A 24,702-nucleotide genomic window follows, 5' to 3' on the forward strand; every position below is an offset into this window, starting at 1 on the left:
CAGCCTTAGATAAAGTGCTTCCTCGCGTATTGTGATATCACTTCCTTTATGTGAAGAAGCTCTTTTTCTTTTTCTAGAGCGATAGGGTAATAGAAAGCGACACCGGATTTTGGTGGCGAGATAGCTTGTTCAATTCGAACTTCCTTGAGTACATTTTTTTCTAAGTACGGATGAGCTTGTGCTTTGCTCAGAATTGACCAGCCATCACTTTTTAGCAGCTCGATTAGCACATCATTATTACTAACAAATCGAAGGTCTGGCGATACACCAAACATATCGGGCAACGCATCATAAAGGTTTTCAGTAATGTATTGTTTTTCGAGCTTCAATTCATCAAGGGAGGCGACTTTGGCTTTGGCAAGTGGGTGCTTAGGGTTACAACAGACGACGAAGCTTTCAGCCCCCAGATTTAAAAATCGATAGGGCACTTTAATATCACTGGTTAAGCGATATTGCATTAACGCCAGTTGGTGCGTCCCCATGGAGACTTTATTGAGGATTTCTTCTCTGTTCCGATGAAGCCAATTTAGCTTAATGTGCGGAAATTGCTGTGTGAATTTGGTTTCCACGTGGGCAATCATGGTCGTTGGAACCAGCGCGTCGTGATAAATATCAAAATGTGTAAATTGATTCTGGTAGCTATTTATCATATGTGATTCTAGCGCTTCGCTGCTGCGTAGTACCAATTTGGCTTGTTTATAGAATGCTTCGGCTTGTGCCGTCATCACCGCCTTTTTTCCCTCAATATTGAACAGCGTAACTGCATAGCCATCCTCCAGTGCTTTGATTTGCTCACGCACCGTTGTTCTGTCTTTCTTGAGTTTACGAGCAGCTTGGCTGTAACTGCCTTCTTCTGCTGCGGCGCAAAATGCAGCTAGGTGTTCATAGGAAAACATAATAACCCTAATATGTTGGATAACCCCCCTCATAATGCATTACTTCGAACGGGATTTCATTGGTATTTTATTCCCATAGTGTTCTGAATTGCTTAATACGGGACACAGTTCTCAATATGTGTTTTAAGGCATATAAAGTTTCTGATAAGCAGGTGTCCAAATGAACAAAACAATCAAATATTCTGCAATCGCCATCAGCTTAATGACCGTACTAGGTTGTACCTATAAAGAGCAAGATACAGCGAACGTAAACAATGACCTGGCAGCGAGTGGCGCGATAACCGTGTACGTGTCGAATGATCTGATCACGTTGGCTGACAATACCCCCAAAGGCAGCAATGCCGTTGCGGTACAAGATGGCAAGATACTCGATGTGGGGCTGAAGAAAAACTTGGTGAACAAATACCAAGCGCATCCAGGTTTTTCCATCAATGATGATTTTGCTGACAAAGTCATCACCCCAGGTTTTGTGGAACCTCATATCCATCTTTGGCTGAGTGGTTACAAACTCCCGAGGAACTGGAAGACAGCATGCGCCCCTACTGGGAAGATGATTATACGGTGGTGATTCATGCCAACGGAGACTTGGGCTTTGAAAGTGCTATCGAAGTGGTTGAGAAGCTCAATTCGGAACATCAACGTGAAGATCACCGCACAAGTTTTCATCATTTGGGTATCACTGACAAAAACGACATTCCTAGAGCGGTTGAGTCGGGGGCGAATTTCAGCGTAAACCCTTTCTATACGCATGTTTTGGCTGAGCTATATAGTGAGTTTGGTGTTGGTCAGGAAAGGGCGGAAGTGATGTCACGAGGGCGTTCATTTATTGATGCTGGAGGCGTGCTTTCTTTACATTCCGACGCTCCGATGGCACCTGCTCAGCCTTTGTATTTAGTTTGGGCTGCCGTAAATCGCATTGGTTTGTCTGGCTCTACAGTGATGGGACCACAGGAAAAAATCACAGTCGATGAAGCTATGCGGGCGATAACGATTGATGCCGCCTATACAGCAAGATTGGAGAATCAAATTGGAACAATTGAACCGGGAAAATACGCAGATTTCACCATATTGGATAGCAACCCGTACAAAGTGAACCCGAAAAATATTCATGAAATAGGAGTGGAAGCGACAGTATATCGAGGTGTACCAGCCATTATTGAAAACAGCAATTCTGGTCTGGCGCTTAGTGCAACCAATCAGCGTGTCATGAGAACCTTGGCTATGCTTCCTGGTCACAGTCATAGCGATGAGTTTTGTACCACCAGCTTAATGTTTCAACAAGCCCTGACCGAAGCAACCAAATAAGTGAAACCTAATGCCACGTCCGGCTTTTGAGCGGTGAATGGCATTGATTGGAGCACATTCAAGAAAAGGCAGTCAAATGACTGTCTTTGTTCTACTTTTAACGATGGTTGCAAAACGCACAGATGATTCTTTGGTACATTTGAGCCAATTAAGATAGATAATGTTTTTATCACTAGTGAAGCAATGATGACACACGGTATTGCCATTAGATGTGGTCAGCTTTGCACTTTTATGTGAGATCTCCTGCTAAAATATTGATAACAAGTTAGTAAATTAGTACTCACTAAAAAAGAACAACTATGATCAATGAAGAAAAGATAAGTCAGTGCATTGTTGATATCTATCGTCTTGCTTACGATTTGCCTATAGCTGATTTCAAACAAGCAGCAATGAATAGGTTTAGTGAGCTTATTAAAGTAGATGTGGGGTTTTGGATAACGCGTTCCGAAATAGAAACCCCGTTTTTCGATGAAGACTCTTTCACGTACAATCTACCTGAAGGCGTTATGCAGCATTACATTGAGATCTCTTCTGTGTCTAAAACGGCTCAGGAGATATCAGGCTACTTATTTGCAAACCTTAATAAAACTTATGACGTTCAAGAAATCATTCCAGAAGAAAGATTTAAGAATTCGGATATTTACCTTATTCATTGTAAAAAATATGATTTAGAACATGCCATGGTTACCATGACCTTAAACCCGAACAGTATGATTGTTAACGCATTCTCTTTTGTTCGAGGAGAGAGTAAGCAAAACTTTACTAAAGAAGAGCGCGAAATTAAGCAATTTATCGTGCCAAACTTAGTGGAAGCACTAAGAATTAATCTTATTAAGTCCATCAATGATGATTCAAAAAGCAAACATAGCGTTAGAGGGATAGTGGATAAACATGGGAAAATTATTGAATCTGAAGAGCGTTTTGAAGATTTGATGAAAGAATATGAAATGTTATCTGATAATACCGTTGACCTGAATTTACTTGAGTCCAAACGCTTTTCTGAAAAGAATAAAGTGAGGATGAGCAATAACGACGGGCTCGTCTACATTGAAATCATCAAAGCTCCTATTAAAGATCAACTAAGCAAGAGAAAGCTTGCTGTTTGCCAACTCCTTTGTAGGGGGCTTTCTAATAAAGAAATCGCCAGAGAGCTATTCATTTCTCAAGATGCCGTTAGTAATCATATGAAAGAGATAAATAAAGCACTCAATGTTACTTCCCGATATCAAGCTATCGCGGTGTTATCCGAACAAGATTTAATGTGAGAGTTCAATTGCATTTACTTAATGACAAGCTGAGCCAGTATATCGTCGGCATATATCATAGCAGCCAGAGCCTACAAACAAATGATTTCAGAGTTTGGTGTATGGATAACTTAAGCAAAATACTCTCAGAAAAGACGTTTGTGTGGAGCGTTTTACGAGAGGATAGTGCCTTATCAGACATCAAACTTCATCACTTTCATTTTCAAGCAGAAGGGTCGGGGGTATCTCATATACTTGCGTTGTCAGAATCAACAGAAATCCCTTTAGATGAGAATGAAAAGAAGTTAGTCACGTTTATATTGCCCCACCTTGCAGAAGGGTTCCGCCTTAACTTGTTATCTAATTTTTATGACAGCAATAAGCACCCCAATTCTTTTAGAGCGTTGTATAGCAAAGAAGGTCATATTTTGGAGCAAGATGATGGCTATCTGCCTTTGCTGGTGTCTCAAGGAGCGGCGTTAGATCAAATTAATGCTTCTCTTTTTGACATTCAAGACAATGTCTTCACGCAATTTGGACTGATTTTCAAAGTCAATAAAAATGAAAACTACCAAATCGTCGAGGCTTGTTACCTTGGTACGAGCTTTAGCGTTTTATCGAATAAAGAAAAGGTTGTTTGTTATTACATTGGGCAAGGATTGTCTAATGAAGTAATTGCAAGCGAAATGGGTACATCAAGAAAAACGACAGAGAACCACTTAGTCAAAATTTACGAAAAGCTCGGTATTTCATCTCGTGCGCTGTTGGTTTCTAAACTCAATGACGAGAAAAACAACTTCCAGCTTTCTGTTCAGTAACAATGTAGTGAGACGATTGTGATTCATGAGATAATAGTTGGCTCATGAAAAAACGGTATATCAGCGAAATTTAGATAAATAAGCCAGAGAATAAGTATCCTCTGGCTTGTAAGGTTTGATATCGGTTGGTCGGCGTAGTTAAGACTATTTTTTCACTCTTCTCAACCCAATTAAGAATGCAAACAGTAACCAGCCTAGTCCAAAAGAGGCACCGCTACTGCTTGCGCCACTGACAGTTCCGGTGCTATTGCTGATCGCCTTTGTCGTGGTTGAGAACACCGAGCTTTCGCCACCAATGGTTAGGGTTGATGTTTGCAATGATGAGACGTTACTAGCAGACGTATGTCTAACAACAACTTCATCATTCACACTGACAGTGCCATCGACGGAAGTGAAAGCTCCCCCATTTATGCTGTACTCACCATCAACAATCGATATGTCTGCTGGGGCGTTGATACCCGAAATCGTGATTGAAGCCGAAGCCACTAGAGTATTAAGATCAACGTCGGTCAATGCGCCTAATACAAACGCATCCGGTCTTGTGTCCGTGGTGGCTACGTTCGCTCTCGTCACGCTAGAAAATCGACCAACAATCCCACCAATCGTAAGCGTCGACGCGTTGGTATAGAGTTGACGTGGTCCCGATGTGTGGCGAACGACGACATTATCATTGAGATTTACCGTTCCCACTGCCGAGGTGAAATTCCCACCATTTACGCTGTATTCTCCATCTAGGATAGAAATTGGGGCAGGTGCATTAATGCCCGTTACGGTGATGGTGTTCGATGACACCTGAGTATTAAAGTTCACACCAGTTACACCAGTGAAACTAAATGCATCGGGTGTTGTGTCTGCGGTTGTAGTGGCGGCTTTTGTACCGCTGACAAAGGTACTCGAAACGCCACCTATAGTGAGCGTTGTTAACGTACTAGTATTGTGTGTTGAAGCCGAAGTATGTCTGACTCGAACTTCATCTCCCGCTTCGACGGTGCTTGGCGTTGTGATATATGGTCCACTATTAATGCTGTACTGCCCATTTGTTATCGATACAGGGCTCGGTGCATTAATTCCACCAACAGTAAATGGTGTAGAGGTAATGGTCGTGCTTAAATCAACGCCGCTTTGTCTCGCAAAACTAAATGGGCTTGGCGTGGTGTCTTTCGCTGCAGTGGTGCTGGACAAGCGAGTATTCACCCCACCTACATTTAACCCAACTTCCTTTGTGCCTGAATAGATGGCTGAAGCGTCGTAGCGGACGCTAATCACGTCATTGTTTTCAACGGTACCGCTTGAACCGAGGTATGCCCCCCCATTGATGCTGTACTGACCTCCAGCACCAACACTTATGGGTGAGGGTGCGTTGATTCCCGTAACAGTCACCACATTATTGAAAGTAATGGTTTCGTTTGGAAGGGGAGCATTACCTTGATAGTAGATGATGATAGGGAATGAATTTGGTGTAGTGTCGGCGGCCAATGTTGTGGATTCAAACGTCGCGGTAACCCCGCCAATATCAAGAGTAGAAAGCGTTGCCGTTGAAAAGCTGCTTGATGCTGTGTGCTGAACAGTCACGGTGTCGCCGTTATTCACCGTACTATTTACGCTGGTGTAAGCACCGCCATTTATGGAATATTCCCCGTTCGTAATAGATACGGGCGTGGCACCGTTAACTCCTGCTACCGTGATGGTTTCTGATGTTGCTATTGCGCTTAGCTGTGTCGGTGTTTGGGTTCCCTGAGGCTGAAGAACAAAGGCGTCTGGGGTGGTATCGACAAAATGGGTGGTAGAAGTGAACGTGGCAATGGAATCCCCAGTTGTCCACGACTTGTTGTTTCGGTGATAGCCGTTACCCGTTTTCATGATCAAGGACGTGGTGGTGTCTTGATCGGATACGCTGGACGATGTGTGAGTCAGCTCTAGGCTATCACCATCTGTTACGCCCAAAATACCGGTCATGGGGTTACCTCCTCCGTTACGAATCACCGCACCATTGGAGACAAATGCGTTAACGGTACCCGAAGGCGTGACGGAAACAGTTTGTGCATTGGATGTGACTTGAGTTGCGCCCGCAACATTGGTTTGACTGGTAAAGCTCAAGGAAGAGGCGGTTGCCGTTGCTGGTGGTATAGCAATACCTTGGTACATTATTAGCGAACCCTCAACCTTAGAACCTGTTACGTACGGAATTCCTGTGGTCCCCGCAACAATAATTTGACCATTTTCCATGATACCTAGGGCGCTGAATTTACCTTGTTGCGAATTGTTCGTGGAAGAGTCGATAATATTGCCGGAGTTAGAGAAACTTGTTGCGGCTGAATCTTTATCAAACTGCCACATTATCTGTTCATCAGAATTGTCGCCGATGGCAATTAAACCCGCTGATGGGCTGTATGCGACTTCGGTATAGCATTCATTGTTGGGGAGTACGTCTAGGACTCGTATACCGCCAACGCCAAATGTTGGAACAAATGCTCCAGTGCTGGTTTGGCGTTGAATGATGGCATGACCGTTTGCGTTACAACCTACACTGACAATATCTCCACCGGGTAATATCACGCTCGCGTTCAATATGTTGTTTGTCGTCGATACCCCCGAGCCAGCGGATGAAGATAGATTGTTATGTAAAGCCCATACGTTTTGAATAGATGTATTTGCAACAGTAGGACCGAAGTTTTCAGGTTGCCCAGAAACGTTATATTTGGCAATCAACATAGAAATCAGCGGATTGTAGCTAACATTTACACCAACATATCGACCTGTAAGATAAATGTTGTCGCTGGCATCCAATGAAATTTTTTCAAATTCAACAGAGTGGGTATTGGATGCACCGAATCGCACCACGTTAACAAAATCCGTAGTGAACGAAGTATCTGCAGCGCCAGCCTTAGTGAGCTTTTTCATCTTGGTATAGTATTTATCGGTGCCAAGAGAGGTTTGATAGTATTCGTGGTAGATAAAGATAATGTCGCCTGTAGAGGTTACCGCCATATCTTTTGGGTACAAGTTTTTAGACGCTTGAACAATATATTTCCCATTGGTGCCAAAGCTGGTGTCTAATGCACCACTTTCACTGAGGCGAAGTAATTCCACTTGCCAAAACCCACCCGTATTTCGGCTCATGGCAAGAACCAAAATTTTTCCATCAGGTTGAATAGCGGTAGAAATGGCGCGAGCGTCATCGCGTAGGGGAAGGATCAGCTTTCCGTCGCTATCAAAGCTTGTATCGAGAGCGCCTGTTTGGCTCTGCTTCACCAGCAATACGTCGTAGATGCCGTCTGCCCGAGAGGTATACCCCGCAGCAAGGAGGTTTCCATCAGGCGTGCTTTCAATGTCTTTGAAATAGGTTCGTGAATTGCTGCCCGTGTAATCGGCATAGTTGGCGCTTAGTCTTCCATTTACTCCGAATGTACCGACAGTATTGGAGGGTATGGCGTGGGCTATTGAGCTAGCAAGTAGCGTCCCCATTCCTAAAATGAGTTTGAATCTGTGAGTTGAATACATGTTTACCTCTTCCTTTTGTCCCCCGCCGTGAGCGAGTGTTTTAGTCGAGGCGATTTTTTCAGGAGAGGCTTGATCGGTATATAGGTAGAATTGGTCGTTTTTTCTTAGTAAAGAAATAAAGACTGCTAAATCAATAGATTAATTTCCGTGAGTAGCTCGAATCTGTTTCAGTATTGAGAATAAAGGTTAAAGGTAGGGATAAAGAAAAAGGCAGTTCCGGAGAACTGCCTTCCGCTAGTTTTGTGTTTTTGCGCTCACCGTCGTTTTGGTTTTTTGAACGTACTTTCCTTGAGACAGGTTTCGTAGCCAACGCTGGGCTGGGCGTTCGATACCGTGATAACTTAAGGTCGAAACAGCAACAGTTATCGCAAGGAACAAAGTGATGCCTATCAGTCCGGCTGTCCATGATGTCTGCTCATACCACCATGCCAGTTTTTCTGGTGCGATGTAATGAATAACTTCCGTTCCGGCAAGTAACAACACCGCATGCCATAAGTAAACAGAGTAAGAAATATCGCCAAGGAACTGGGTGAATCGGTTGTCCAATATTCGAATAAACAGTTGCTTGGGTTGCATCTGAACAGCGGAAATACCCACCAATAAAGTCATAAAGACGTAAGTTGACATAAGGGAAAGCTGGCTGGAACGAAAGTGCATAGAAAACACCACACCCGCAATCATTGCCCAAACCCAAAATCCGCCCTGACACCTTGCCATCCAGCTGTTATTGATGTTGCTACACATCCAAGCGCCTAACATAAACCCACTAGCACCTCGAATTAACGCTTCCGCAGACTTGGTGTGATCTAAACTATTTGATTGTGCCACCAAAGCGTAAACCATAAGTAAAGCGAGAACAGGAATCACATAACTTCTGCCAAATGGTTTAAGCAACGAAACCGCCATGGCTGGGAAGCACAAATACACTAACCACTCGATACTGAGTGACCACGACGATATGTTCCAACTAAGCCCACCAGACGTTTCCATACTTTGCAGCATAAGTAAGTTTGAAAGAATAGCATCGCCACGGTTATAAGGCCCTTCAAATGGTGCTTGTCCAGCGAGCCCCCAGCTTTCTGCCAACGGACCGGCATAAAAGAGAATCCCTTCACTGGCTTTAAAGCTTTCCCATGCGATGAGCGTTAATAAAGTAATAAGGAACAAAGGGTAAATACGGCTGAAACGGAGCCACATAAACTGACGCCAGTTGGAGAGCGTTACCCCATCTTTGAATGTATTCCGATAGACATGGATCATCACATAGCCGCTTAGAATGAAAAACAGATCGACCCAGATGTAGCCCCTTTCAAGGAAGTATGTGTAATCCGCAATGGGGGATTTCCACTGAGGAAATAAAACAAGCCGCGCATGGTAGAGCACCACAAACAAGGCAGCAAAGCCTCGTAATGGGGTAAGCAAGGGTAATGGAGGTAAGGATGACGTAGCCATAAACACACCGATTGTGTTTCTTATTAAGTAAAGTCAGTGTCTTACATCTAGGAAAAAGAATACCAGTGGAGATTAGTTAAGCTTTGTTAATGTTAGGTATTGCTTCGCATTTCTATAAAATTAACGAGAAATTGGCGGGTATGACTGTCCATCTGTTATTTGTGAAAGCAAAAGGCACCTTACTCGGCGTTGTTGATCAAATCAGCTTAAGGCTCAACGATGCCATGTATGACTAGCCGTTAGCTTCTAACGGGTATACCTAGTCCTATGACTTTGTTAATCGCTTTGACATTCACCATGATTTCGCCCACTTGAGCGTTTACTGATGCAGGTGTAATCTGGGGAGGTCAGCGGAACATCTAATAGCTCAAAGATAGAGTCGATAAAGCCTTGAAGAGCACGTAATGACAGAGAGAAGATCCCCTTAATCATCAAGGCAGTTTCAATCGCTGTATCAGAGTACTGAAAGCCTCTACCACGCTTACCATGATGAGTTTTACATCGCCATGCATCTACGGCTGAATCATCTATCCAAAACGTAACGGACCCCCGTTTGCACAGAGCCCTATTGTACTCCGCCCAGTTAGTTATCTTCTTTTTCGCTTTGCCCATATCACCACCGTTCTAATCATCACAAAGGATCAGATCGCTGGTCTTGGAAAAGGTTCAACTGATTTAGGCAACAACGCCCCCACAAATTGCTGCAAAAATTATCTCGAAGGGTCAACAGAATCTAGAATATGGACTTCTTCATCGCGTTAACTATCGCATCACCTAGCTGCTGAGTAGTTGCATCCCCTCCCATGTCTCGAGTCAAATACCGTGCTTCCTTAATCACATCTTCCATAGCACTCAGTATGTTATCGTGAGCGGATTTCAACCCTAAATGATCTAGCATCATGGCACCAGCCCAAATAGCCCCCAAAGGATTAGCTATAAATTTTCCAGAAATATCGGGAGCTGAACCGTGGACCGGTTCAAACATACTGGGAAAATCTTTCTCTGGATTAATATTTGCTGAAGGCGCAATTGCTACAGTTCCAGTACATGCAGGACCAAGATCCGATAAAATATCACCAAACAAATTAGAGCCAACAATGACATCAAAATATTCAGGCTTTAGTACAAGATTGGCGGTAAAAATATCAATATGAAATTGGTCAACCTGTACATGAGGAAAACGTGCTGCCATTTTTACTACTCGGTTATCCCAGTAAGGCATACTATGATAAATTCCATTGGATTTTGTCGCTGAACTAAGGTGCTTTTTAGGGCGACGATTGGCGAGTTGAAATGCGTATTTCAATATTCTATCTGTACCTTTTCGCGTAAAGACACTTTGTTGCATACAAAGCTCATGTTCCGTGCCTTCATATTGAAGCCCTCCAATTGCAGAATACTCACCTTCAACATTTTCACGAACAACATAAAAATCGATGTCACCCGCTTGTTTGTTTGCCAATGGAGATGGGATGCCTTCAAATATTCGTACTGGACGAATATTAGCATATTGGTTGAAAGCGCGACGAATAGGTAATAGTAAACCCCATAAGGAAACGTGGTCGGGCACTCCTGGGAAACCAACAGCACCAAGGTAAATAGCATCGAATTTTTTCAACTGATCCAATCCATCTTCTGGCATCATACGACCAGTTTGGTGATAAGTTTCACAGCTCCAATCAAAATATGTCCAATTAATCTTATATTCATTTAGTTTGCATGCCTGCTCAATTGCTTTAATACCTTCTGGAATTACTTCTTTGCCAATACCATCACCAGGAATAACGGCAATATCTAGTGTTTTCATTATTTGTCCTTATATGTGTTGTGGAGGGTGAGGGACTGAGGGAACACTTTATCAAACTCGATAGAAATTAAGACTCTCGAGAAAGTGAAGTAATAATTCACACTTTGGAAAATATGGTTACTCTGTTTTAGGAAGTGTGATGGCTTCAACTTCAATAAAACACAAAGTGTGCTTTTCTTAATTGAGATAAGTATTTTAGAGCGACAAAACTTGAATAATTTACCACCTTTAAATGACATAAGAGTATTTGTGATTGCAGCTAAGTTAGGTGGTTTTTCTGCAGCAGCGAGTCAGTTAAATGTGTCACCCGCATATGTTAGTAAGCGAATTGGGCTTTTAGAAAAGCAGCTCAAGGTAAAACTTTTCCTTCGCTCATCAAGGCAGGTGACGTTGACTCTCGAAGGAAAAGTCGCTCTAAAGTGGTCAATGCAGATATTAGATGCAGCTGAACGGATGTTTGTTGATATTAATTATGAGCATGAAGTACCGCGAGGAAGTTTACGTATTACGACCAGTACGGGGTTTGGCAGCCAGTGTATTGCTCCCATTATTTCTGAGTTAGTACGGAATTATCCAGAATTAAGTGTAGATCTTGAACTACTAGATAGACCAGTAGGTCTTCTAGAGGAAGGGTTTGATCTTGAGATAAAAATAGGAGGAGAGCTGCCACAAAACATGATCGCGAAAAAGTTAGCGGTAAACTCTCGTATCATATGTTCATCGAGTCGGTACATTTCAGAGCATGGTGAGCCGCGTACTGTTGCAGAATTAAAAGATCACACATGTATTAGTATTCGAGAGCGAGATCAACATTATCAGTCATGGCAGCTCGATGGTAAAAATGGCAAAGCTTCTATTGACTTTTATCGTAAGCTAAGTACCAACAATGGCTTGGTAGCAAAGCAGTGGTGTATAGATGGTCATGGTGTAATGCTTCGATCAATTTGGAACGTCAAAGACGAAATTACCAAAGGGAAATTGATTCGAATTTTACCCGACTTCGAGCAACAAGCAGATATTCATGCGATCTTCCCTGTTCGTCTAGAAACCTCCGCAAAGCTAAAAGTTTGTGTGAACTTGTTAAAATCTCGGCTTCCTATCTACTTGTAATGCTTAAGTTATATACCCAAGTAACCTCGCCCTTAGGAGCCCAACTTCTGTCCCACTCAACAGTAATAAGGAATCCGTGTGGTCGTTTAGCAACTGTTTCATTTATTTTTCTCACATCAGACTATCTGTACTGGATTGGTTGTTCTAAACACTAGATTGGCATTTAAGTGGTTATCTGACGTGAAAAAGGAACCAAGGCATGAAAAAAATCCTTCTACTTTCGTTCTCGGGGTTCGTGCTAATTGCCATCATTGCCTACGCTGTAACGCCGATTCCGACACTCTTTCGATATATAGCGAATGCAGAACGAAGCATGGCAGGTTTAGAGCTTAAGCAAATCCAAGTTGGTGAACTCGATATCGAATACCTTCGTGGGGGAAGCGGCCCTCCACTTGTGCTGCTTCATGGCTTTGGTGCAGATAAGGACAATTGGGTACGAATATCCGGCGATCTTGTGAGTGACTTTGATGTTATTGCGATTGATTTACCAGGCTTTGGGAACAGCACGCAGAACATTGCGTTGGATTATGATGTGCTCTCACAAGTTAAAAGGGTAAAGCGAATAACTGAGGCTTTGAATCTCACAGAGTTTAATCTAGCTGGCAGCTCAATGGGTGGATACATAGCAGGGAACTTTGCGGCTCAATACCCCAATACAGTGGAACACTTATGGCTTGTTAGCCCCTTTGGCGTAGAAGGCTCGGAGGTTAGCGAGATGTTTGCTGCAACCAAGAAAGGGCTTAACCCAATGGTCTTACCCAGAACAGAAGCCGAGTTTATGGATCTGCTCGATTTTCTGTTTGTTGAACCGCCATTTATCCCTTCTCCCATCGTGCGTCATTTAGCAGGCAAAGCGAAAGAAAGCGTCGAGATAAACACCAAAATCTTCGAGCAAATACATCGAATGAAAAATGGTGAGCCTCACCCTGACTTGCCTTTGGATAGTGTTTTAGAAAATTACAGTGGTTCGGTACTGATCACATGGGGCGAGAAAGACAGAGTGCTGCATGTTTCGGGTGCGTCGGTTTTAAAGCAAGTTATCCCGCATGCTCAACTGGATATCGCCCCTAACGTCGGCCATTTGCCTATGGTAGAAACCCCTTCAGAAACCGCACAATCGTTTCTATCATTTGCAGAAAAGCACTAAGTTTGAGTGTTTCACTGTGTAGCCAAATCACGGGAGGTCTGTTATTGGTCTCCGAGGCTACCCCTTACAGCATGCCTTCGGGTTTTGTTGTATTGGGGGGCAAGGAACGGTGCCATACGAGCAATAAACGCAACAATCCCCAGGTTTCGGCTTTAATAACTGATGGCAGTGCTCACATTCGTAAAACCACTGACAGGCATTTGTGGGCATCACGTCAATTTTTTTATTCTCACAGTGCGGGCAGGTCAGTTCGGACTCTAGGACAATATCAGTCATGATTCGTCACCTGCTTAGCGGTGGAAGGGTAGCCGGCGTCAGTGGTGGATTTCTCCAAACTTACGATGTCCGTTAATTCATCGTCAAAAGTGACATGTGCAAGCTTGTCTTCAAGATACGTTTCAACGTTCGTTACGCCTTCCACTCGGTTTAGTGCAGCCTTTATCGTGATTGGGCATACAGGGCAAGACATACTAGGAATATCCAACTCGACAATTTGCTCTTTTGCCATAGCAGAACTCACCGCTACGACACTGAGTAGCATTACGATCAATCTAGTCATTTTTCAGCTCCTTTAAACGAAGAACACTATCCAGTATGGACTTGCTATCAAGATTAACGCGACGACTGAAGCCATCCATAGAACCACTTTTTGACGCTTGCGAACCTTTGGAATCGAGCATGCAGCATCTTCCTGCCATTGGTCGATAGGGCGGTAGATGCGTCTAATGGCTAAAATGAAGAATGTAAGTACGGCAATGATGAAGATAGGTCGATAGGGTTCCAGCATAGTTAAACTACTGATCCATGAACCACTCACTCCTAGCAACAGTAATATCAAAGGACCGACACAGCATAAGCTGGCACCAACAGCGGCAATCATTCCACTTATTAATGGGATAGATGGCGTTTTATCCACAATAGACTCCTGTTGCGACTTTTGATTTATTAAATGTAGCAACCGTATCTAGGTACGGAGTCAAGCGGTTATTTTTTGAAAGATTCGACAATGGGGCAGGAGGTGCTTGGGGAATTTGAGCATTGATCAATAAGATGGTTCAAGTTGGACTCTAAGCGCTGAAGATCAACAATCTTTTTCCTAATGAGTACTGCTTTTTGTTTGGCTAGAGCTTGAACCTCTTGACAGTCTTTGTCTTCGAGTTTTAATAGGTTCGAGATCTCGTCTAGAGTAAAACCAAGTTCTTGTGCTCGTTTAATAAAACGCAATCGGTGTAAGGTTTCAGATGGATATTGACGAAACCCTTCGGTAGGTTTTGGGGGCTGGGTGATTAGCCCTTTCTTTTCATAAAAGCGGATGGTTTCAACATTCACACCAGCGGCATTCGCCACTTTCCCAATGGTCAACATTGTGAGTACCTCTTTGCATGTCGATATGGCATAACAAAGCCAGTTAATAAACCGAGCTTCGCTATAAACCGAGCCCTTCTATGAACATAGCGCTTTTAACACGTTTTTGCTTTTCGCGCACACTTCGGTGCCTTGGTGAGTCATGTACGCCGTGGTTATAGCCCCTTCCTTCATAATGCAGATTGCATCAAGGAGGTGGGAATTTTCATCGCTGAGTTTGCTTTCTATGAGTTGTTTTACTTCCCTTTTGTGGAAGGTGCAATATTGCAGAATATCGCTCTCAATGTTACTGAATTCCGCAGAGGTATTGATAAAAAAGCAGCCTCTAAACTTGCCTAAGTCTTTTGTATTTCCGTTAAACCATTGCGCTAAACCATCAAATAAATCATCAATCAACTCTTGGTCGGACTCAGCCTTTTGTAATACCACCTCTAACCACTGCATAAAGCGTGAATGTCTTTGCTCTAATGCAGCAAGAATCAATGCGTCTTTGCTTTCAAAATGGCTGTAAAGCGTTCTTTTGGCGACACCAGACACTTTTAATACTTCGTTGATACCAATCTCATGAATGCCTTGATGGTAGAAAAGATCGAGTGCGGTATCGATCAGCAGTTGACGTTTTTTACTCATAACTCGCCTACGTGGTTTCAAAGAGAAGACAAAAAGAGTTTGACAAAAGTAGACAGACTTGTCTATTTTATTTTGTAGACAAGTCTGTCTACTTTTTTGAGTGAGATGATATGAACAATTCTTTAATTTCTTGTATAGCAGGGGTGGGGGCAGCATTCGCAATTGGTGTTTTAACGCACATGGAAGCATCAATAACCGAAGTTGCGTTGGTAATGGCGCCTTTCGGGGCGACAACGGTCCTCGTTTTTGGCTTACCCAATAGCCCGCTAGCCCAACCTAAAAATGTTGTGCTGGGGCATTTGATTACCGCTTTAATCGGGGTGATTTTTACGCAATGGATTGGGGTAACGCCATTAACGTTGGCGATAGCGACGGGGCTAGGTGTTTCAATGATGTTACTAACGAAAACGACTCATCCACCTGCTGGGGCGAACCCAATACTTATTATGTTATCTGGGCAAAGCTGGTGGTTTTTGATCTTCCCTGTGCTGAGTGGGGCGTTGATCATTGTCGCTGTAGGTAAGCTGTTTCAATTACTGCAAGGTCGCTTACTCAACAGACCCTAGTGCTTGCCATAATATCGGTGAAGCTGGCTAATAGCAGCGACCCCCAACACAATGAGTAAACTAATCCATAACGTTGTTTGGGGAGAGCGCTCTGCCAACACTCCAGCGAGATAGCTACCAATCGAGACAGCCCCAATTTTCATTGCGGCAATCCACATAAAGACCTGAGAAGCACTTTGTGGAGGGGCATATTCCGTTCTTGCTGCCAAAGTTGCAGCAAAGAAAAAGGCATTGGCAATGCCACAAATCAGAAAAGCCCCAAGCCCTAATGAATAGAACGAGGCAGTCGCGATAAACAAGATCCCTACAGCAACACCGAGGGCAGAGGTTGTCATACTAGGATCGGCTTCCTTCTGATTTGGCCATCGGATTAAAAACAGGGAACCCAGCAAATTCCCGATCCCATAACCACTCACGAGAGTCGCGGCACTGGCTGGATCTTGCTGCCAGCCAGACACCAAAAAGATGGCGCAAATGGGTAACGCCGCCAAAGAAAAAGAAGTGGTCATGGTTAGGTAGAGGGTTCGGCTCAACGCACCGTTTTGAAGGATCTGTTTGGCGACAACGGTAACGGTAGGCACTGTTTGCCTGTCGTTGGTTTGTTTTTCATGTTTAGGAAGCCTCATCACCAAAAAGGCAGTGATCAACGGCAGTATTGCAATGGTCGCCACGGCTACCTGAGCATTGAAGTTTTTGGTAAGTAGAGCCACCAGCATGGGACCAGTGGTTGTGCCTATGGCATAACAAGCGACATCCCACCCTTGTGCTTTTCTTCTTAACTGCTGGTTGGCTTTAAACAGGTAGTTGAGTTGTCCGCTAATACCGCCCATCAAAAAGGGAGCGGAACCACCGCACACAACTAAAATCGCAGTCAATATGGGGTACGGAAGCGCAGGAAAAAGGAGAGCTGCTAACAGTAAAAATGCACTGTAACAGCAAGCGGCGAGAGCGACTAACTTGCGTGAATCGGCCACTGTATCCAAGAAGCGCCCCCAAATAGGACCCAGTAAATGCGGAGCCGTAAGGCACGCGGCAAGTATGCCTATTTGTTGACCGTTAATCCCATTTTCAGCAGCCAAAACCAAAATACCGACAGTCGAGGCACCTGTCGCTGTTCGCGCAAAACTGGCAAGAATGGCGAAAAGAGTAAGGAGAGCAGAAGTGTTATTAAGCTCAGGGTGTTTTTTGCTTATACCGTCCATACTTTTGCTCCTAATCTTCTTTTTTCTTTTCTTGAGTTTTATATCAGTTCTAACTCTGAAATAAGTTTGTGAAGGATTGCTTGCGACTCGGTGTTAAGCCCAGTGAGTGGTGAGGGCAAACACGGGGCTTCGGCATACCCTAATATTTCTGCGGCAGATGCCATTACTCGCATTCCGCCCAGATTTTCAGAGAATAGAACCCACAAAGGATCAAATTTCTGTGAAAGCTCTGTGGCTTGTTTGGAATTACACTGTTGAGCTCGATAGAAGATATGCTGGGCGGTACGAGGGAAAAGCCCCGCCAGCACGGAATACCAGATATCACAGCCCGATTGGATACCTGAAGGGGCAAAAACATCACCGCTCACACCAATAGTTACATCGGAAGGCAGAATAGCTTTGAGCTGCTGGATTCGTTGTTCTCCATTTTTTTCAAATGGCATACCCGGGAACTTGATCGATTTGATCATTTCCAACTTTGCGATTTCAGTGTGAAGTTCGTCAGTGAAAGTGAAGTGGGTTGCGGGTGGATTATCGTAAACGCAAATCGGTACAGACACTTGTTCTGCAACCTGTCGGTACAGTTCATACACTTCTTCTTGGGTTAATCGCTGATAAGAAAGGGGAGCAAGTAGAAGCCCTTTCACACCCAACTTTTCGGCTTGCTCGGCATTGGCGAGTACATCCCTTAGCCTCAATGAGCCAATGCCTGCAAGTACGGGTATATGACCAGCGTGTTCTACAGCTATTTGGATTGCCTGTTCTTTCTCCTTAGTATTCAAATAAGGGTATAAACCAGTCGAACCGAGCGCACAGATAGAATCAATTTGAGTGTCGGCCAAGCGATTAATAAGGTTAGCGTAGGCTGAGTGATCTATTTGGTCGTCAGTAAAAGGAGTGATAGGGAAGCCACTTAATCCAGTAAACATATCGCGTATTCCTTTAAGCGTTAGTGGTAGAGAGGAATTTAAATGTTTGAACTCATGCATAAAGGGATACACAGCATCCTGCAAAGGAAAGATCAGAGTGGTATCATTGTCCTAGTGCGAAACATTTATTGTCATAGTTCAATAAATATATTGTCATAGGACAAAGATGAAAATCAAGATAAAAGGACAAACTGGCCAAGAAATTTTTGAGTCGGTTCGATCGCTCATTGCTTCTGGAGAGCTTGAAGAGGGCTGTGCTTTGCCCCCAGTAAGGGAACTGGCTCAAGAAGTGGGCGTGAATAGAAATACGGTTGCTGGTGTTTATCAACGCTTGGTGAAAGCGGGCTTGGCGGAAACTAAAGGCCGGTTGGGAACTAGGGTAAAAGCTCGGCAAACAGCCGGTCAGCATGACGGGGTAACCGAAACTCAATTGGTGGATCTGGCGGATGGAAACTTAAAACGAGAGTGGCTTCCCGATCTAAACCAAGTTGCGCAACAAAGTAATTTTAAGCAGTTTGTTTATGGTGAATCCCCTATATTGCCGGAAATGGAAGAATTTGGCAGAGGGTGTTTTAAAGCGGATTGCCCTGAAGAAATGGGGTTCTCGATAACAGGTGGAGCCGTCGACTCATTAGAGCGTTTGTTGGCTACCCATTTACTTCCCGGTGACAAAATTGCCGTAGAAGACCCGTGTTATCTCGGATCCGCTAATGCTATTCAACTTGCGAGTATGGTTGCCGTCGGAGCCAACATGGACGGCGATGGTATGCTGCCGGATGAACTTGAAGCCCACCTAAAAAAAGGAGCGCGAGCGGTGCTCTTCACGCCTAGAGCGCAAAACCCGACGGGGTGTTGCTACAGTGAAAAACGCGCTCAAGAAATTCGTGATGTGCTTTCTCGTTATCCCAATGTGCTGGTGTTGGTGGATGACCACTACGCGCTACTTTCTACCTGCGAATACCAAAATCTGATCCCAGATAATGCACAGTATTGGGCTGTGTACCGCTCAGTTTCTAAAGGGTTAGGTCCAGATCTTCGGCTGGCATTTGTAGCCGCAGATTTGGTGACGACAAAGCGGCTACAAAGTCGTTTGATTCCGGGCATGACATGGGTAAGTCGCATTTTACAATCTATGGTTCTCACCGCATTACAATCTAAGTCGGTTCAAAAGCAACTTGTTGATACGAGCGAGAAGTGTCGTCAGAGCCGATTATGGTTGATCCAAGCATTGGCAAAACATGGATTATCCATTCGAGAGGATATTGAAGGAGTGAATGTTTGGGTGCCAGTGAAAGGTGATAGTCAGGCTTGTGCCTATGAACTGTCTAAACTGGGTTGGTTAGTCAGACCGGGAAGTTTGTATGATATTGATAGCCAATCGAAAGGATTACGAATTACAACGGTAAAATTGGATAAGCAACAAGCCCAGCAACTGGCGAAAGATATCGTCTCGGTTTGTCTATAATCTTTTCCTACGGCGAGAGTATTGCTGAAACGAAATACAAAAGGAGCTTAGTGGTAAGCTAAGCTCCTAATGATTTTGAGATGGCTGCTAATCTATGCTTCGACCATCCCATTAATTGAATATTGGGATAATATCGTTTTTCATTAGGTGCATTGCGTCATTTCGATTGGCGTAGTTTGTCGCGGTTTTAACCACAACCAAATCCAAATCTTTCACAATAGCGATCATTTGCCCGCCATAGCCTAAACCGTAAATGGTTTTATAGACTCGACCATCAACAAAGTGATCATCAAGCCACCAGTAATAGCCATATGTGCTGGCTCCGGGGCTGGTATATAAATAGCCACGGGTCGAATCTTCAATCCACTCTTTTGCTAGAATGGGTTCACCTTGCCAATTTCCGTCGTTATTCACCAGCATACCCAGTTTGAGCATATCTCTAGGGCGTAACATTCCACCACCAGCGGTATTACTTACGTCACCCATTTGCGCCGATATATAGGCATTTTTAAAACAGAGTTTGGATAGACCAGAATCGATTATTGCACCTGCGAATCGCTCTTTTTTATAGCTGTTGGCAATGATTTCCCCAGCTACAGTAACAATACCGCCATTGTAGTTGAATTGGGTACCGGGTTCGGATGTTAGTGGGCGATCTAAAGTGAATTTAACAGGAGTGTGGCTTCGCATTTCTTGATAGCGGATATTTTCAGGGCTGGAATAAGGCACTGTCCATTCATCCCAGTCTAAACCTGCACCCATCATGAGCAAGTGCTCTAAGGTAATTTTGCTCTTTTCACCTTGCAGATACTGAGAGTGGTTAGGTAGCAGCTCGCCGAGTGGCTGCCGAATACCAGAAAGTTTGTTCTCATAGATGGCGACCCCAGTCATGAGTGACGTAAGGCTTTTGGTGACAGACTGAATCGAGTGCGGATAGGATTGCTTCCAGCCATTCATGTATTCTTCAATAATTAACTGCCCACCTTTCATCACCAAAAAGCTACTTGCTTTCTGATAGAAGTTGTTATTGTTCTTGAATTTATTAAGCAGTTTATTGAGCTTTTCTTTATCGTATTTGACGTCTTCATTTTTGACCAACCAATCTTCGTGGCATTCAGATTGCGTTTCTATGCTGTTGAACCAGCTCGATTGGTAGATCTTGTCAACCAATTCGTCATCGCTGGCATCTTCCACTCTGGCAAAGGTATGGTCAGCTCCCCAATAAGTGATGGTCGCGTTGACGTAATTCCCATTTATGTCGGAACCAAATTTGCCTTGAGTTCCCGTCCCCGTTTCTAGAGAGCGAAAGTGCCCTTCTGAGTCAACGGTAATGGCTTCATGTCCCCATGCTGTCAATATATAGTCTTGTCCATCATGTTGATAAAACTTAACGTGCGGAAGCCCTCCAAAGTTGGATGAAAACAAGCCTAAGTGCTTATTTGAAGAGGCTATATCCTGTGAGGTGGTTCCCTGAGAGATAGCTCCCTTAGTGATGGTATCGTGGGTAATGTCATTCTGAGCGACAGAAGTGAAAGGTATGGCGACGGCAAGTGTTGCTGCAATGGTGTAACTCAAACGAGTCAAAGGCAAAGATAAACGCATAGTAACATCCCTATAAAACCCGCCCTGATTGAAGTGGCAACAGTGGATGCCGCCACTTCAAACAGTTTGGGTATGAAATTAAAGCCTTATTCAATTTATATTAAACGTATCCCCACATTTTATATAAGGTTTCTAAAATGCGGCCGAGGGATAAGAATTAAATAAAATGATGATGCAAACAGCCATATGAGTCATTTAGTGAAGTAATTTGTCGAGCTCATTTTGTTTCGCCTATTTAATGTGCCAGAAGTAAGGTCAATGGAAGTTTGAGGTTTTGTTAAGGATTATTAATGCTGTCAGTCAGTATTACGGTAGGGAAATAAAAAAGGTTGGCTAATCTTGGTTAGCCAACCTTTTTAAGGAGTAGAGAGGGGTTATTTGCGAACGTCGATACGAACGTCACCCATCTCCAGAGCGTGGTTTTCACCAGCATCTTCGGCTAACGAGAAATCCAATTGGTTAGCTAGCGTTTCTTCTTGCAAGTAGTCTTGGTGTTTCTCGATCCATTGCTGAACGTCTGGTGAGGTATGAATAGAAATAGAGATGGTATCCGTTACTTCTAGCCCCATGGTCTTACGGGTTTTCTGAATCCGGCTGATCACTTCTCTCACCATGCCTTCTGCAATAAGTTCGTCGGTGAGATTAGGGTCGATTTCCATGGAAATGAATCGATTGGATACCGCGTTAAACCCTTCTTTTGCTTTACGGTAAATGACGATCTCTTCTTCGGTGAAGCTCTGACCATCAATGTCAATTTGCCCTTGCTGCTGCAAGCGATCAATGTCGTCTGCGGTTAACTGATCAATTAAGCTGGCGAAGTGCTTCATTTGCTTACCAAGTCGTTTACCCAACACAGGGAAGTTCGCCTTGGCGTACAAGTCGATAAACTGGTTCTCTTCAGTACTGAATTCGAGGGTTTTGATATTCAGTTCCGACTTGATGTAACCGGCCAATCGTTCCACATCGCGCAACTCTTCCGGATCACGGTGAAGGACCGTAGCGCGGCTAAGAGGTGTCTTGGTTTTGACCTTCATCTCGTTACGCTTCTGGCGACCCATAACGACGAGGTGTTTGAAGCGCTCGACACTGTTTTCCAGCTCCAGCTTTTTCGCTTCGGTGTTTGGCTGCGGGTAATCGCACAAATGCACGGAGAGTGGCTGTTCACTTTCTTGCGAGTAGCCTTTGAGTTCTTGGTATACATGCTCCGACAAGAAAGGCGCAAAAGGTGCCATCAGTGTTGAGAAGGTATTTAAGCAGTAGTAAAGCGTTGCGTAGGCGCTGTCTTTGTCTTGGTTCATTTCAGATTGCCAAAAACGTGCGCGGTTTAAACGGATGTACCAGTTGGTTAAGTCGTCCAAGAATTCAAACAAAGGTGGTACAACTTCGTACAATCGGTACGCCTGCATTTCAGTGTTTACTTTCTGCTTTAAGCTTTCTAATCGAGACACGATCCATTGGTCTAAGATGTTATCTGTGTCCAGTTTGCCCGACGCTTTCCAATCGTCGATATCAGCGTAAGTCTTAAAGAATTTGAAACCGTTGTACCAAGGAAGCAGCACTTGTCGCACCATTTCTTGAACGCCGCTGTCTGCGAATCTTTGTTCTTCCGCTTTTACCAAGCCTGAATTGATCAAGTACAAGCGCAAGGCATCGGCACCGTATTCTTCCATCAGAATGTCTGGAGCGGTGTAGTTCTTCAAACGCTTAGACATCTTTTTGCCATCTTCTGCCATCACAATGCCGTTAACGATCACGTTGCTAAACGCAGGCTTGTTAAATAAGGCTTCGCTGAGTACTTGTAAGGTGTAGAACCAACCACGAGTTTGGTCGACCCCTTCAGCAATGAAGGACGCTGGGAAGTTGGATTCAAACTTCTCTTTGTTTTCGAACGGGTAGTGAGCTTGCGCGTAAGGCATGGATCCAGACTCGAACCAACAGTCGAACACTTCAGGAATACGGCGGTAAACCCCTTCTTCGTTTGGCAAACTAAAGGTAAGGTCGTCCACGTGGTCACGGTGTAAATCAGACACTTCTTTACCCGTCAGTTTGGTCAGTTCCTCAATCGAACCAACACACAAGTGGTTACCGGTTTTTTCGTTGATCCAGATTGGAAGCGGCGTTCCCCAGTAACGGTTTCGGGAAATCGCCCAATCGATCGCGTTTTCCAACCATTTGCCCATTCTTCCTTGCTGGATATGTTCTGGAACCCATTTGATTTGTTGGTTGTTCTTGACCAGATTGTCGCGAATTTCTGTCACTCTTACATACCAGGAAGGCACGGTACGGTAGATGATTGGTGTATCGGAACGCGGGCAGAATGGGTAGCTGTGCATTAGCGTTTCTTGGCGATACAGCAATCCTTTGTCTTTAAGAGCGTGAAGGATAGGTTTGTCGGCATCTTTCACATAGGTGTTGGAAAAATCGTTCACTTCTTCAGTGAATCGACCACGAGTGTCTAGTGGGCAAACGCTGATTTCGACACCGTGTTCACGACATACACGTTGGTCGTCTTCACCAAAGGCGGGTGCCATATGAACAATGCCTGTACCGCTATCTAGGGAAACATACCCATCTGCAAGTACTTGGAATGCGCCTTTTTCACTGTGAGCGGAAAAGTATGGGAAAAGTGGCTGGTAGGTTTTGCCTGTTAGCTCGCTGCCTTTTGCTTTGGTCAGTACTTCGAATTCATTGTTTTTCAGAACCACTTCCATTCTGGCTTCGGCAAGCCATAGGGTTTTATCCGTGGTTTTGTCCTGTACTTTTACGTAGTCAATATCTGGGTTAACACAGAGCGCTAAGTTAGAAGGTAACGTCCATGGTGTGGTTGTCCATGCGGCGAGATAAGCATCTTCATCATCGAGTTTGAATAGAACGGTTGCGGCCGGATCTTGAACGTCTTTGTAGTTAGAAGAAGCTTCAAAGTTAGAAAGAACCGTTTCCAGTTCTGTGGAGTAAGCAACCACTTTCTCGCCTTGGTATACCAAGCCTTTGCCCCAAAGCTGCTTGAAGACCCACCAAACGGATTCCATGTACCATGGTTCCATGGTGCGATAGTCATTTTTGAAATCGACCCAACGACCCAAACGAGAAATGGTTTTTTCCCACTCTTGGGTATAACGCTGAACGATGCCACGGCATTCATCGTTGTATTTGGTGATGCCAAATTTTTCCACTGTCTCTTTAGCAGACATGCCCAACGCTTTATCGATTTCGTGCTCGATGGGTAATCCATGGCAATCCCAACCGAATCGGCGTTCCACGTGATGACCTAGCATGGTTTGGTAACGAGGAACGATGTCTTTGATGGTAGAGGCAACAAGATGACCATGATGAGGCAGGCCCGTTGCAAACGGAGGACCATCATAGAAGATAAACTCTGGCTTGCCTTTGGATTGTTCAAGTGACTTTTCGAAGACTTGGTTTTGCTGCCAAAAATTCAATACATCGTGTTCAGCTTGTACGAAAGAAAACTTCGTTGATGAAGTCGGTTGGGTCGATGACGCTTCTTCTTGGGATGACGAAGCGGTTTGGCTAGGTTGTGTCGACATACTTACCTCTAATGGGTTTTCCTAAGAGGTTAAGTAAGAAACCCACCTCTTAGGTGGGTTTTTTTAGATTCTTAGCTGCGTAAGCTATCCCACCATTCCGATTGAAATGATGATT

22 protein-coding genes and 1 pseudogene are annotated in these 24,702 nt (G+C 44.1%); 9 read left to right on the plus strand and 14 right to left on the minus strand.

All coding sequences use genetic code 11. The features are described from left to right. Positions 1–5: 5 nt before the first annotated feature. Positions 6–896: a LysR family transcriptional regulator gene (locus tag LDO37_RS20095; protein WP_126608575.1), complete on the minus strand. Its 891-nt coding sequence runs from the start codon at positions 894–896 to the stop codon at positions 6–8. 160 nt (positions 897–1,056) lie between these two features. Between LDO37_RS20095 and LDO37_RS20100 the strand changes: the two genes are divergently transcribed. The 4 genes from LDO37_RS20100 (at position 1,057) to LDO37_RS20115 (ending at position 4,263) form a co-directional block, all read left to right on the plus strand. Then, a complete protein-coding gene (locus LDO37_RS20100) occupies positions 1,057–1,464 on the plus strand; it encodes a hypothetical protein (protein WP_126608576.1) in 408 nt (135 codons plus the stop codon). Next, positions 1,428–2,201: an amidohydrolase family protein gene (locus LDO37_RS20105; protein ID WP_126608577.1), complete on the plus strand. Its 774-nt coding sequence runs from the start codon at positions 1,428–1,430 to the stop codon at positions 2,199–2,201. Before LDO37_RS20100 ends, LDO37_RS20105 begins: the two co-directional genes overlap by 37 nt. Before the next feature lie 299 nt (positions 2,202–2,500). Next, a complete protein-coding gene (locus LDO37_RS20110) occupies positions 2,501–3,466 on the plus strand; it encodes a response regulator transcription factor (RefSeq protein WP_126608578.1) in 966 nt (321 codons plus the stop codon). A gap of 101 nt (positions 3,467–3,567) precedes the next feature. After that, a complete protein-coding gene (locus LDO37_RS20115) occupies positions 3,568–4,263 on the plus strand; it encodes a helix-turn-helix transcriptional regulator (protein WP_126608579.1) in 696 nt (231 codons plus the stop codon). Positions 4,264–4,407: 144 nt separating this feature from the next. On the opposite strand, the gene LDO37_RS20120 is transcribed toward LDO37_RS20115, so the two are convergent. Both LDO37_RS20120 and LDO37_RS20125 read right to left on the minus strand, forming a co-directional pair. Beyond that, positions 4,408–7,764 (minus strand): NHL repeat-containing protein, encoded by a 3,357-nt coding sequence (locus tag LDO37_RS20120; RefSeq protein WP_126608580.1) that lies wholly within the window; start codon positions 7,762–7,764, stop codon positions 4,408–4,410. Positions 7,765–7,998: 234 nt separating this feature from the next. Beyond that, positions 7,999–9,216 (minus strand): acyltransferase family protein, encoded by a 1,218-nt coding sequence (locus LDO37_RS20125; RefSeq protein WP_126608581.1) that lies wholly within the window; start codon positions 9,214–9,216, stop codon positions 7,999–8,001. Between the two features lie 89 nt (positions 9,217–9,305). Here LDO37_RS20125 and LDO37_RS20130 point away from each other — a divergent pair, with 89 nt between their 5' ends. Next, entirely contained in the window at positions 9,306–9,452 is a 147-nt protein-coding gene (locus tag LDO37_RS20130) for a hypothetical protein (RefSeq protein WP_185829859.1), read from the plus strand. Between the two features lie 76 nt (positions 9,453–9,528). Here LDO37_RS20130 and LDO37_RS20135 read toward each other — a convergent pair. Then, positions 9,529–9,828, minus strand: a pseudogene (locus LDO37_RS20135) (transposase); the annotation flags it as partial. Positions 9,829–9,949: 121 nt separating this feature from the next. Then, the gene (locus LDO37_RS20140; RefSeq protein WP_126608582.1) at positions 9,950–11,023 is read right to left on the minus strand and encodes a tartrate dehydrogenase; all 1,074 of its coding nucleotides are present in this window, start codon (positions 11,021–11,023) and stop codon (positions 9,950–9,952) included. Positions 11,024–11,191: 168 nt separating this feature from the next. Here LDO37_RS20140 and LDO37_RS20145 point away from each other — a divergent pair, with 168 nt between their 5' ends. Beyond that, the gene (locus LDO37_RS20145) at positions 11,192–12,133 is read left to right on the plus strand and encodes a LysR substrate-binding domain-containing protein (RefSeq protein WP_224055779.1); all 942 of its coding nucleotides are present in this window, start codon (positions 11,192–11,194) and stop codon (positions 12,131–12,133) included. A gap of 199 nt (positions 12,134–12,332) precedes the next feature. Beyond that, positions 12,333–13,280 (plus strand): alpha/beta fold hydrolase, encoded by a 948-nt coding sequence (locus LDO37_RS20150; RefSeq protein ID WP_126608584.1) that lies wholly within the window; start codon positions 12,333–12,335, stop codon positions 13,278–13,280. A gap of 57 nt (positions 13,281–13,337) precedes the next feature. On the opposite strand, the gene LDO37_RS30290 is transcribed toward LDO37_RS20150, so the two are convergent. The 5 genes from LDO37_RS30290 to LDO37_RS20170 all read right to left on the minus strand — a co-directional run bounded on the left by LDO37_RS30290 (position 13,338) and on the right by LDO37_RS20170 (position 15,275). Continuing rightward, complete coding sequence (locus LDO37_RS30290) at positions 13,338–13,556, minus strand: GDCCVxC domain-containing (seleno)protein (protein WP_126608585.1); 219 nt, start codon at positions 13,554–13,556, stop codon at positions 13,338–13,340. Further along, positions 13,549–13,839, minus strand: a complete 291-nt coding sequence (merP, locus tag LDO37_RS20155; RefSeq protein WP_126608586.1) for a mercury resistance system periplasmic binding protein MerP — start codon at positions 13,837–13,839, stop codon at positions 13,549–13,551. The genes LDO37_RS30290 and merP overlap by 8 nt, the downstream gene beginning before the upstream one ends. Positions 13,840–13,851: 12 nt before the next feature. Then, positions 13,852–14,196, minus strand: a complete 345-nt coding sequence (locus tag LDO37_RS20160; protein WP_317982785.1) for a mercuric transporter MerT family protein — start codon at positions 14,194–14,196, stop codon at positions 13,852–13,854. Between the two features lie 68 nt (positions 14,197–14,264). Further along, on the minus strand, positions 14,265–14,645 hold the full coding sequence (gene merR, locus LDO37_RS20165) for an Hg(II)-responsive transcriptional regulator (protein ID WP_101110204.1): 381 nt from the start codon (positions 14,643–14,645) through the stop codon (positions 14,265–14,267). Between the two features lie 78 nt (positions 14,646–14,723). Further along, positions 14,724–15,275, minus strand: a complete 552-nt coding sequence (locus LDO37_RS20170) for a TetR/AcrR family transcriptional regulator (RefSeq protein WP_126608587.1) — start codon at positions 15,273–15,275, stop codon at positions 14,724–14,726. Between the two features lie 110 nt (positions 15,276–15,385). Here LDO37_RS20170 and LDO37_RS20175 point away from each other — a divergent pair, with 110 nt between their 5' ends. Continuing rightward, on the plus strand, positions 15,386–15,841 hold the full coding sequence (locus LDO37_RS20175; protein WP_126608588.1) for an HPP family protein: 456 nt from the start codon (positions 15,386–15,388) through the stop codon (positions 15,839–15,841). On the opposite strand, the gene LDO37_RS20180 is transcribed toward LDO37_RS20175, so the two are convergent. Beyond that, entirely contained in the window at positions 15,838–17,043 is a 1,206-nt protein-coding gene (locus tag LDO37_RS20180) for an MFS transporter (RefSeq protein WP_126608589.1), read from the minus strand. The two genes, LDO37_RS20175 and LDO37_RS20180, sit on opposite strands and share 4 nt — an antisense overlap. Before the next feature lie 38 nt (positions 17,044–17,081). Then, complete coding sequence (locus LDO37_RS20185; protein WP_126608590.1) at positions 17,082–17,972, minus strand: dihydrodipicolinate synthase family protein; 891 nt, start codon at positions 17,970–17,972, stop codon at positions 17,082–17,084. A 166-nt stretch (positions 17,973–18,138) separates the two neighbouring features. Between LDO37_RS20185 and LDO37_RS20190 the strand changes: the two genes are divergently transcribed. Continuing rightward, the gene (locus tag LDO37_RS20190) at positions 18,139–19,437 is read left to right on the plus strand and encodes an aminotransferase class I/II-fold pyridoxal phosphate-dependent enzyme (protein WP_126608591.1); all 1,299 of its coding nucleotides are present in this window, start codon (positions 18,139–18,141) and stop codon (positions 19,435–19,437) included. Between the two features lie 111 nt (positions 19,438–19,548). Here LDO37_RS20190 and LDO37_RS20195 read toward each other — a convergent pair whose 3' ends face one another. Continuing rightward, entirely contained in the window at positions 19,549–21,039 is a 1,491-nt protein-coding gene (locus tag LDO37_RS20195; RefSeq protein WP_126608592.1) for a serine hydrolase domain-containing protein, read from the minus strand. A 374-nt stretch (positions 21,040–21,413) separates the two neighbouring features. Beyond that, the gene (gene ileS / locus LDO37_RS20200) at positions 21,414–24,587 is read right to left on the minus strand and encodes an isoleucine--tRNA ligase (RefSeq protein ID WP_126608593.1); all 3,174 of its coding nucleotides are present in this window, start codon (positions 24,585–24,587) and stop codon (positions 21,414–21,416) included. Positions 24,588–24,702: the final 115 nt, after the last annotated feature.

Origin of the sequence: Vibrio penaeicida (genome assembly GCF_019977755.1) — a bacterium.
Classification (GTDB): domain Bacteria; phylum Pseudomonadota; class Gammaproteobacteria; order Enterobacterales; family Vibrionaceae; genus Vibrio; species Vibrio penaeicida.

Excerpts from the sequence above, each read along its gene's own strand:
- LDO37_RS20100 (WP_126608576.1), top strand. The coding sequence starts at position 1,057 with ATGAACAAAACAATCAAATATTCTGCAATCGCCATCAGCTTAATGACC.
- LDO37_RS20120 (WP_126608580.1), bottom strand. The coding sequence starts at position 7,764 with ATGTATTCAACTCACAGATTCAAACTCATTTTAGGAATGGGGACGCTA.
- LDO37_RS20150 (WP_126608584.1), top strand. The coding sequence starts at position 12,333 with ATGAAAAAAATCCTTCTACTTTCGTTCTCGGGGTTCGTGCTAATTGCC.
- merP (WP_126608586.1), bottom strand. The coding sequence starts at position 13,839 with ATGACTAGATTGATCGTAATGCTACTCAGTGTCGTAGCGGTGAGTTCT.
- LDO37_RS20180 (WP_126608589.1), bottom strand. The coding sequence starts at position 17,043 with ATGGACGGTATAAGCAAAAAACACCCTGAGCTTAATAACACTTCTGCT.
- LDO37_RS20105 (WP_126608577.1), top strand. The coding sequence starts at position 1,428 with ATGCGCCCCTACTGGGAAGATGATTATACGGTGGTGATTCATGCCAAC.
- LDO37_RS20095 (WP_126608575.1), bottom strand. The coding sequence starts at position 896 with ATGTTTTCCTATGAACACCTAGCTGCATTTTGCGCCGCAGCAGAAGAA.
- LDO37_RS30290 (WP_126608585.1), bottom strand. The coding sequence starts at position 13,556 with ATGACTGATATTGTCCTAGAGTCCGAACTGACCTGCCCGCACTGTGAG.
- LDO37_RS20115 (WP_126608579.1), top strand. The coding sequence starts at position 3,568 with ATGGATAACTTAAGCAAAATACTCTCAGAAAAGACGTTTGTGTGGAGC.
- LDO37_RS20140 (WP_126608582.1), bottom strand. The coding sequence starts at position 11,023 with ATGAAAACACTAGATATTGCCGTTATTCCTGGTGATGGTATTGGCAAA.
- LDO37_RS20170 (WP_126608587.1), bottom strand. The coding sequence starts at position 15,275 with ATGAGTAAAAAACGTCAACTGCTGATCGATACCGCACTCGATCTTTTC.
- LDO37_RS20195 (WP_126608592.1), bottom strand. The coding sequence starts at position 21,039 with ATGCGTTTATCTTTGCCTTTGACTCGTTTGAGTTACACCATTGCAGCA.
- LDO37_RS20190 (WP_126608591.1), top strand. The coding sequence starts at position 18,139 with ATGAAAATCAAGATAAAAGGACAAACTGGCCAAGAAATTTTTGAGTCG.
- ileS (WP_126608593.1), bottom strand. The coding sequence starts at position 24,587 with ATGTCGACACAACCTAGCCAAACCGCTTCGTCATCCCAAGAAGAAGCG.
- LDO37_RS20175 (WP_126608588.1), top strand. The coding sequence starts at position 15,386 with ATGAACAATTCTTTAATTTCTTGTATAGCAGGGGTGGGGGCAGCATTC.
- merR (WP_101110204.1), bottom strand. The coding sequence starts at position 14,645 with ATGTTGACCATTGGGAAAGTGGCGAATGCCGCTGGTGTGAATGTTGAA.
- LDO37_RS20130 (WP_185829859.1), top strand. The coding sequence starts at position 9,306 with ATGTTAGGTATTGCTTCGCATTTCTATAAAATTAACGAGAAATTGGCG.
- LDO37_RS20185 (WP_126608590.1), bottom strand. The coding sequence starts at position 17,972 with ATGTTTACTGGATTAAGTGGCTTCCCTATCACTCCTTTTACTGACGAC.
- LDO37_RS20110 (WP_126608578.1), top strand. The coding sequence starts at position 2,501 with ATGATCAATGAAGAAAAGATAAGTCAGTGCATTGTTGATATCTATCGT.
- LDO37_RS20125 (WP_126608581.1), bottom strand. The coding sequence starts at position 9,216 with ATGGCTACGTCATCCTTACCTCCATTACCCTTGCTTACCCCATTACGA.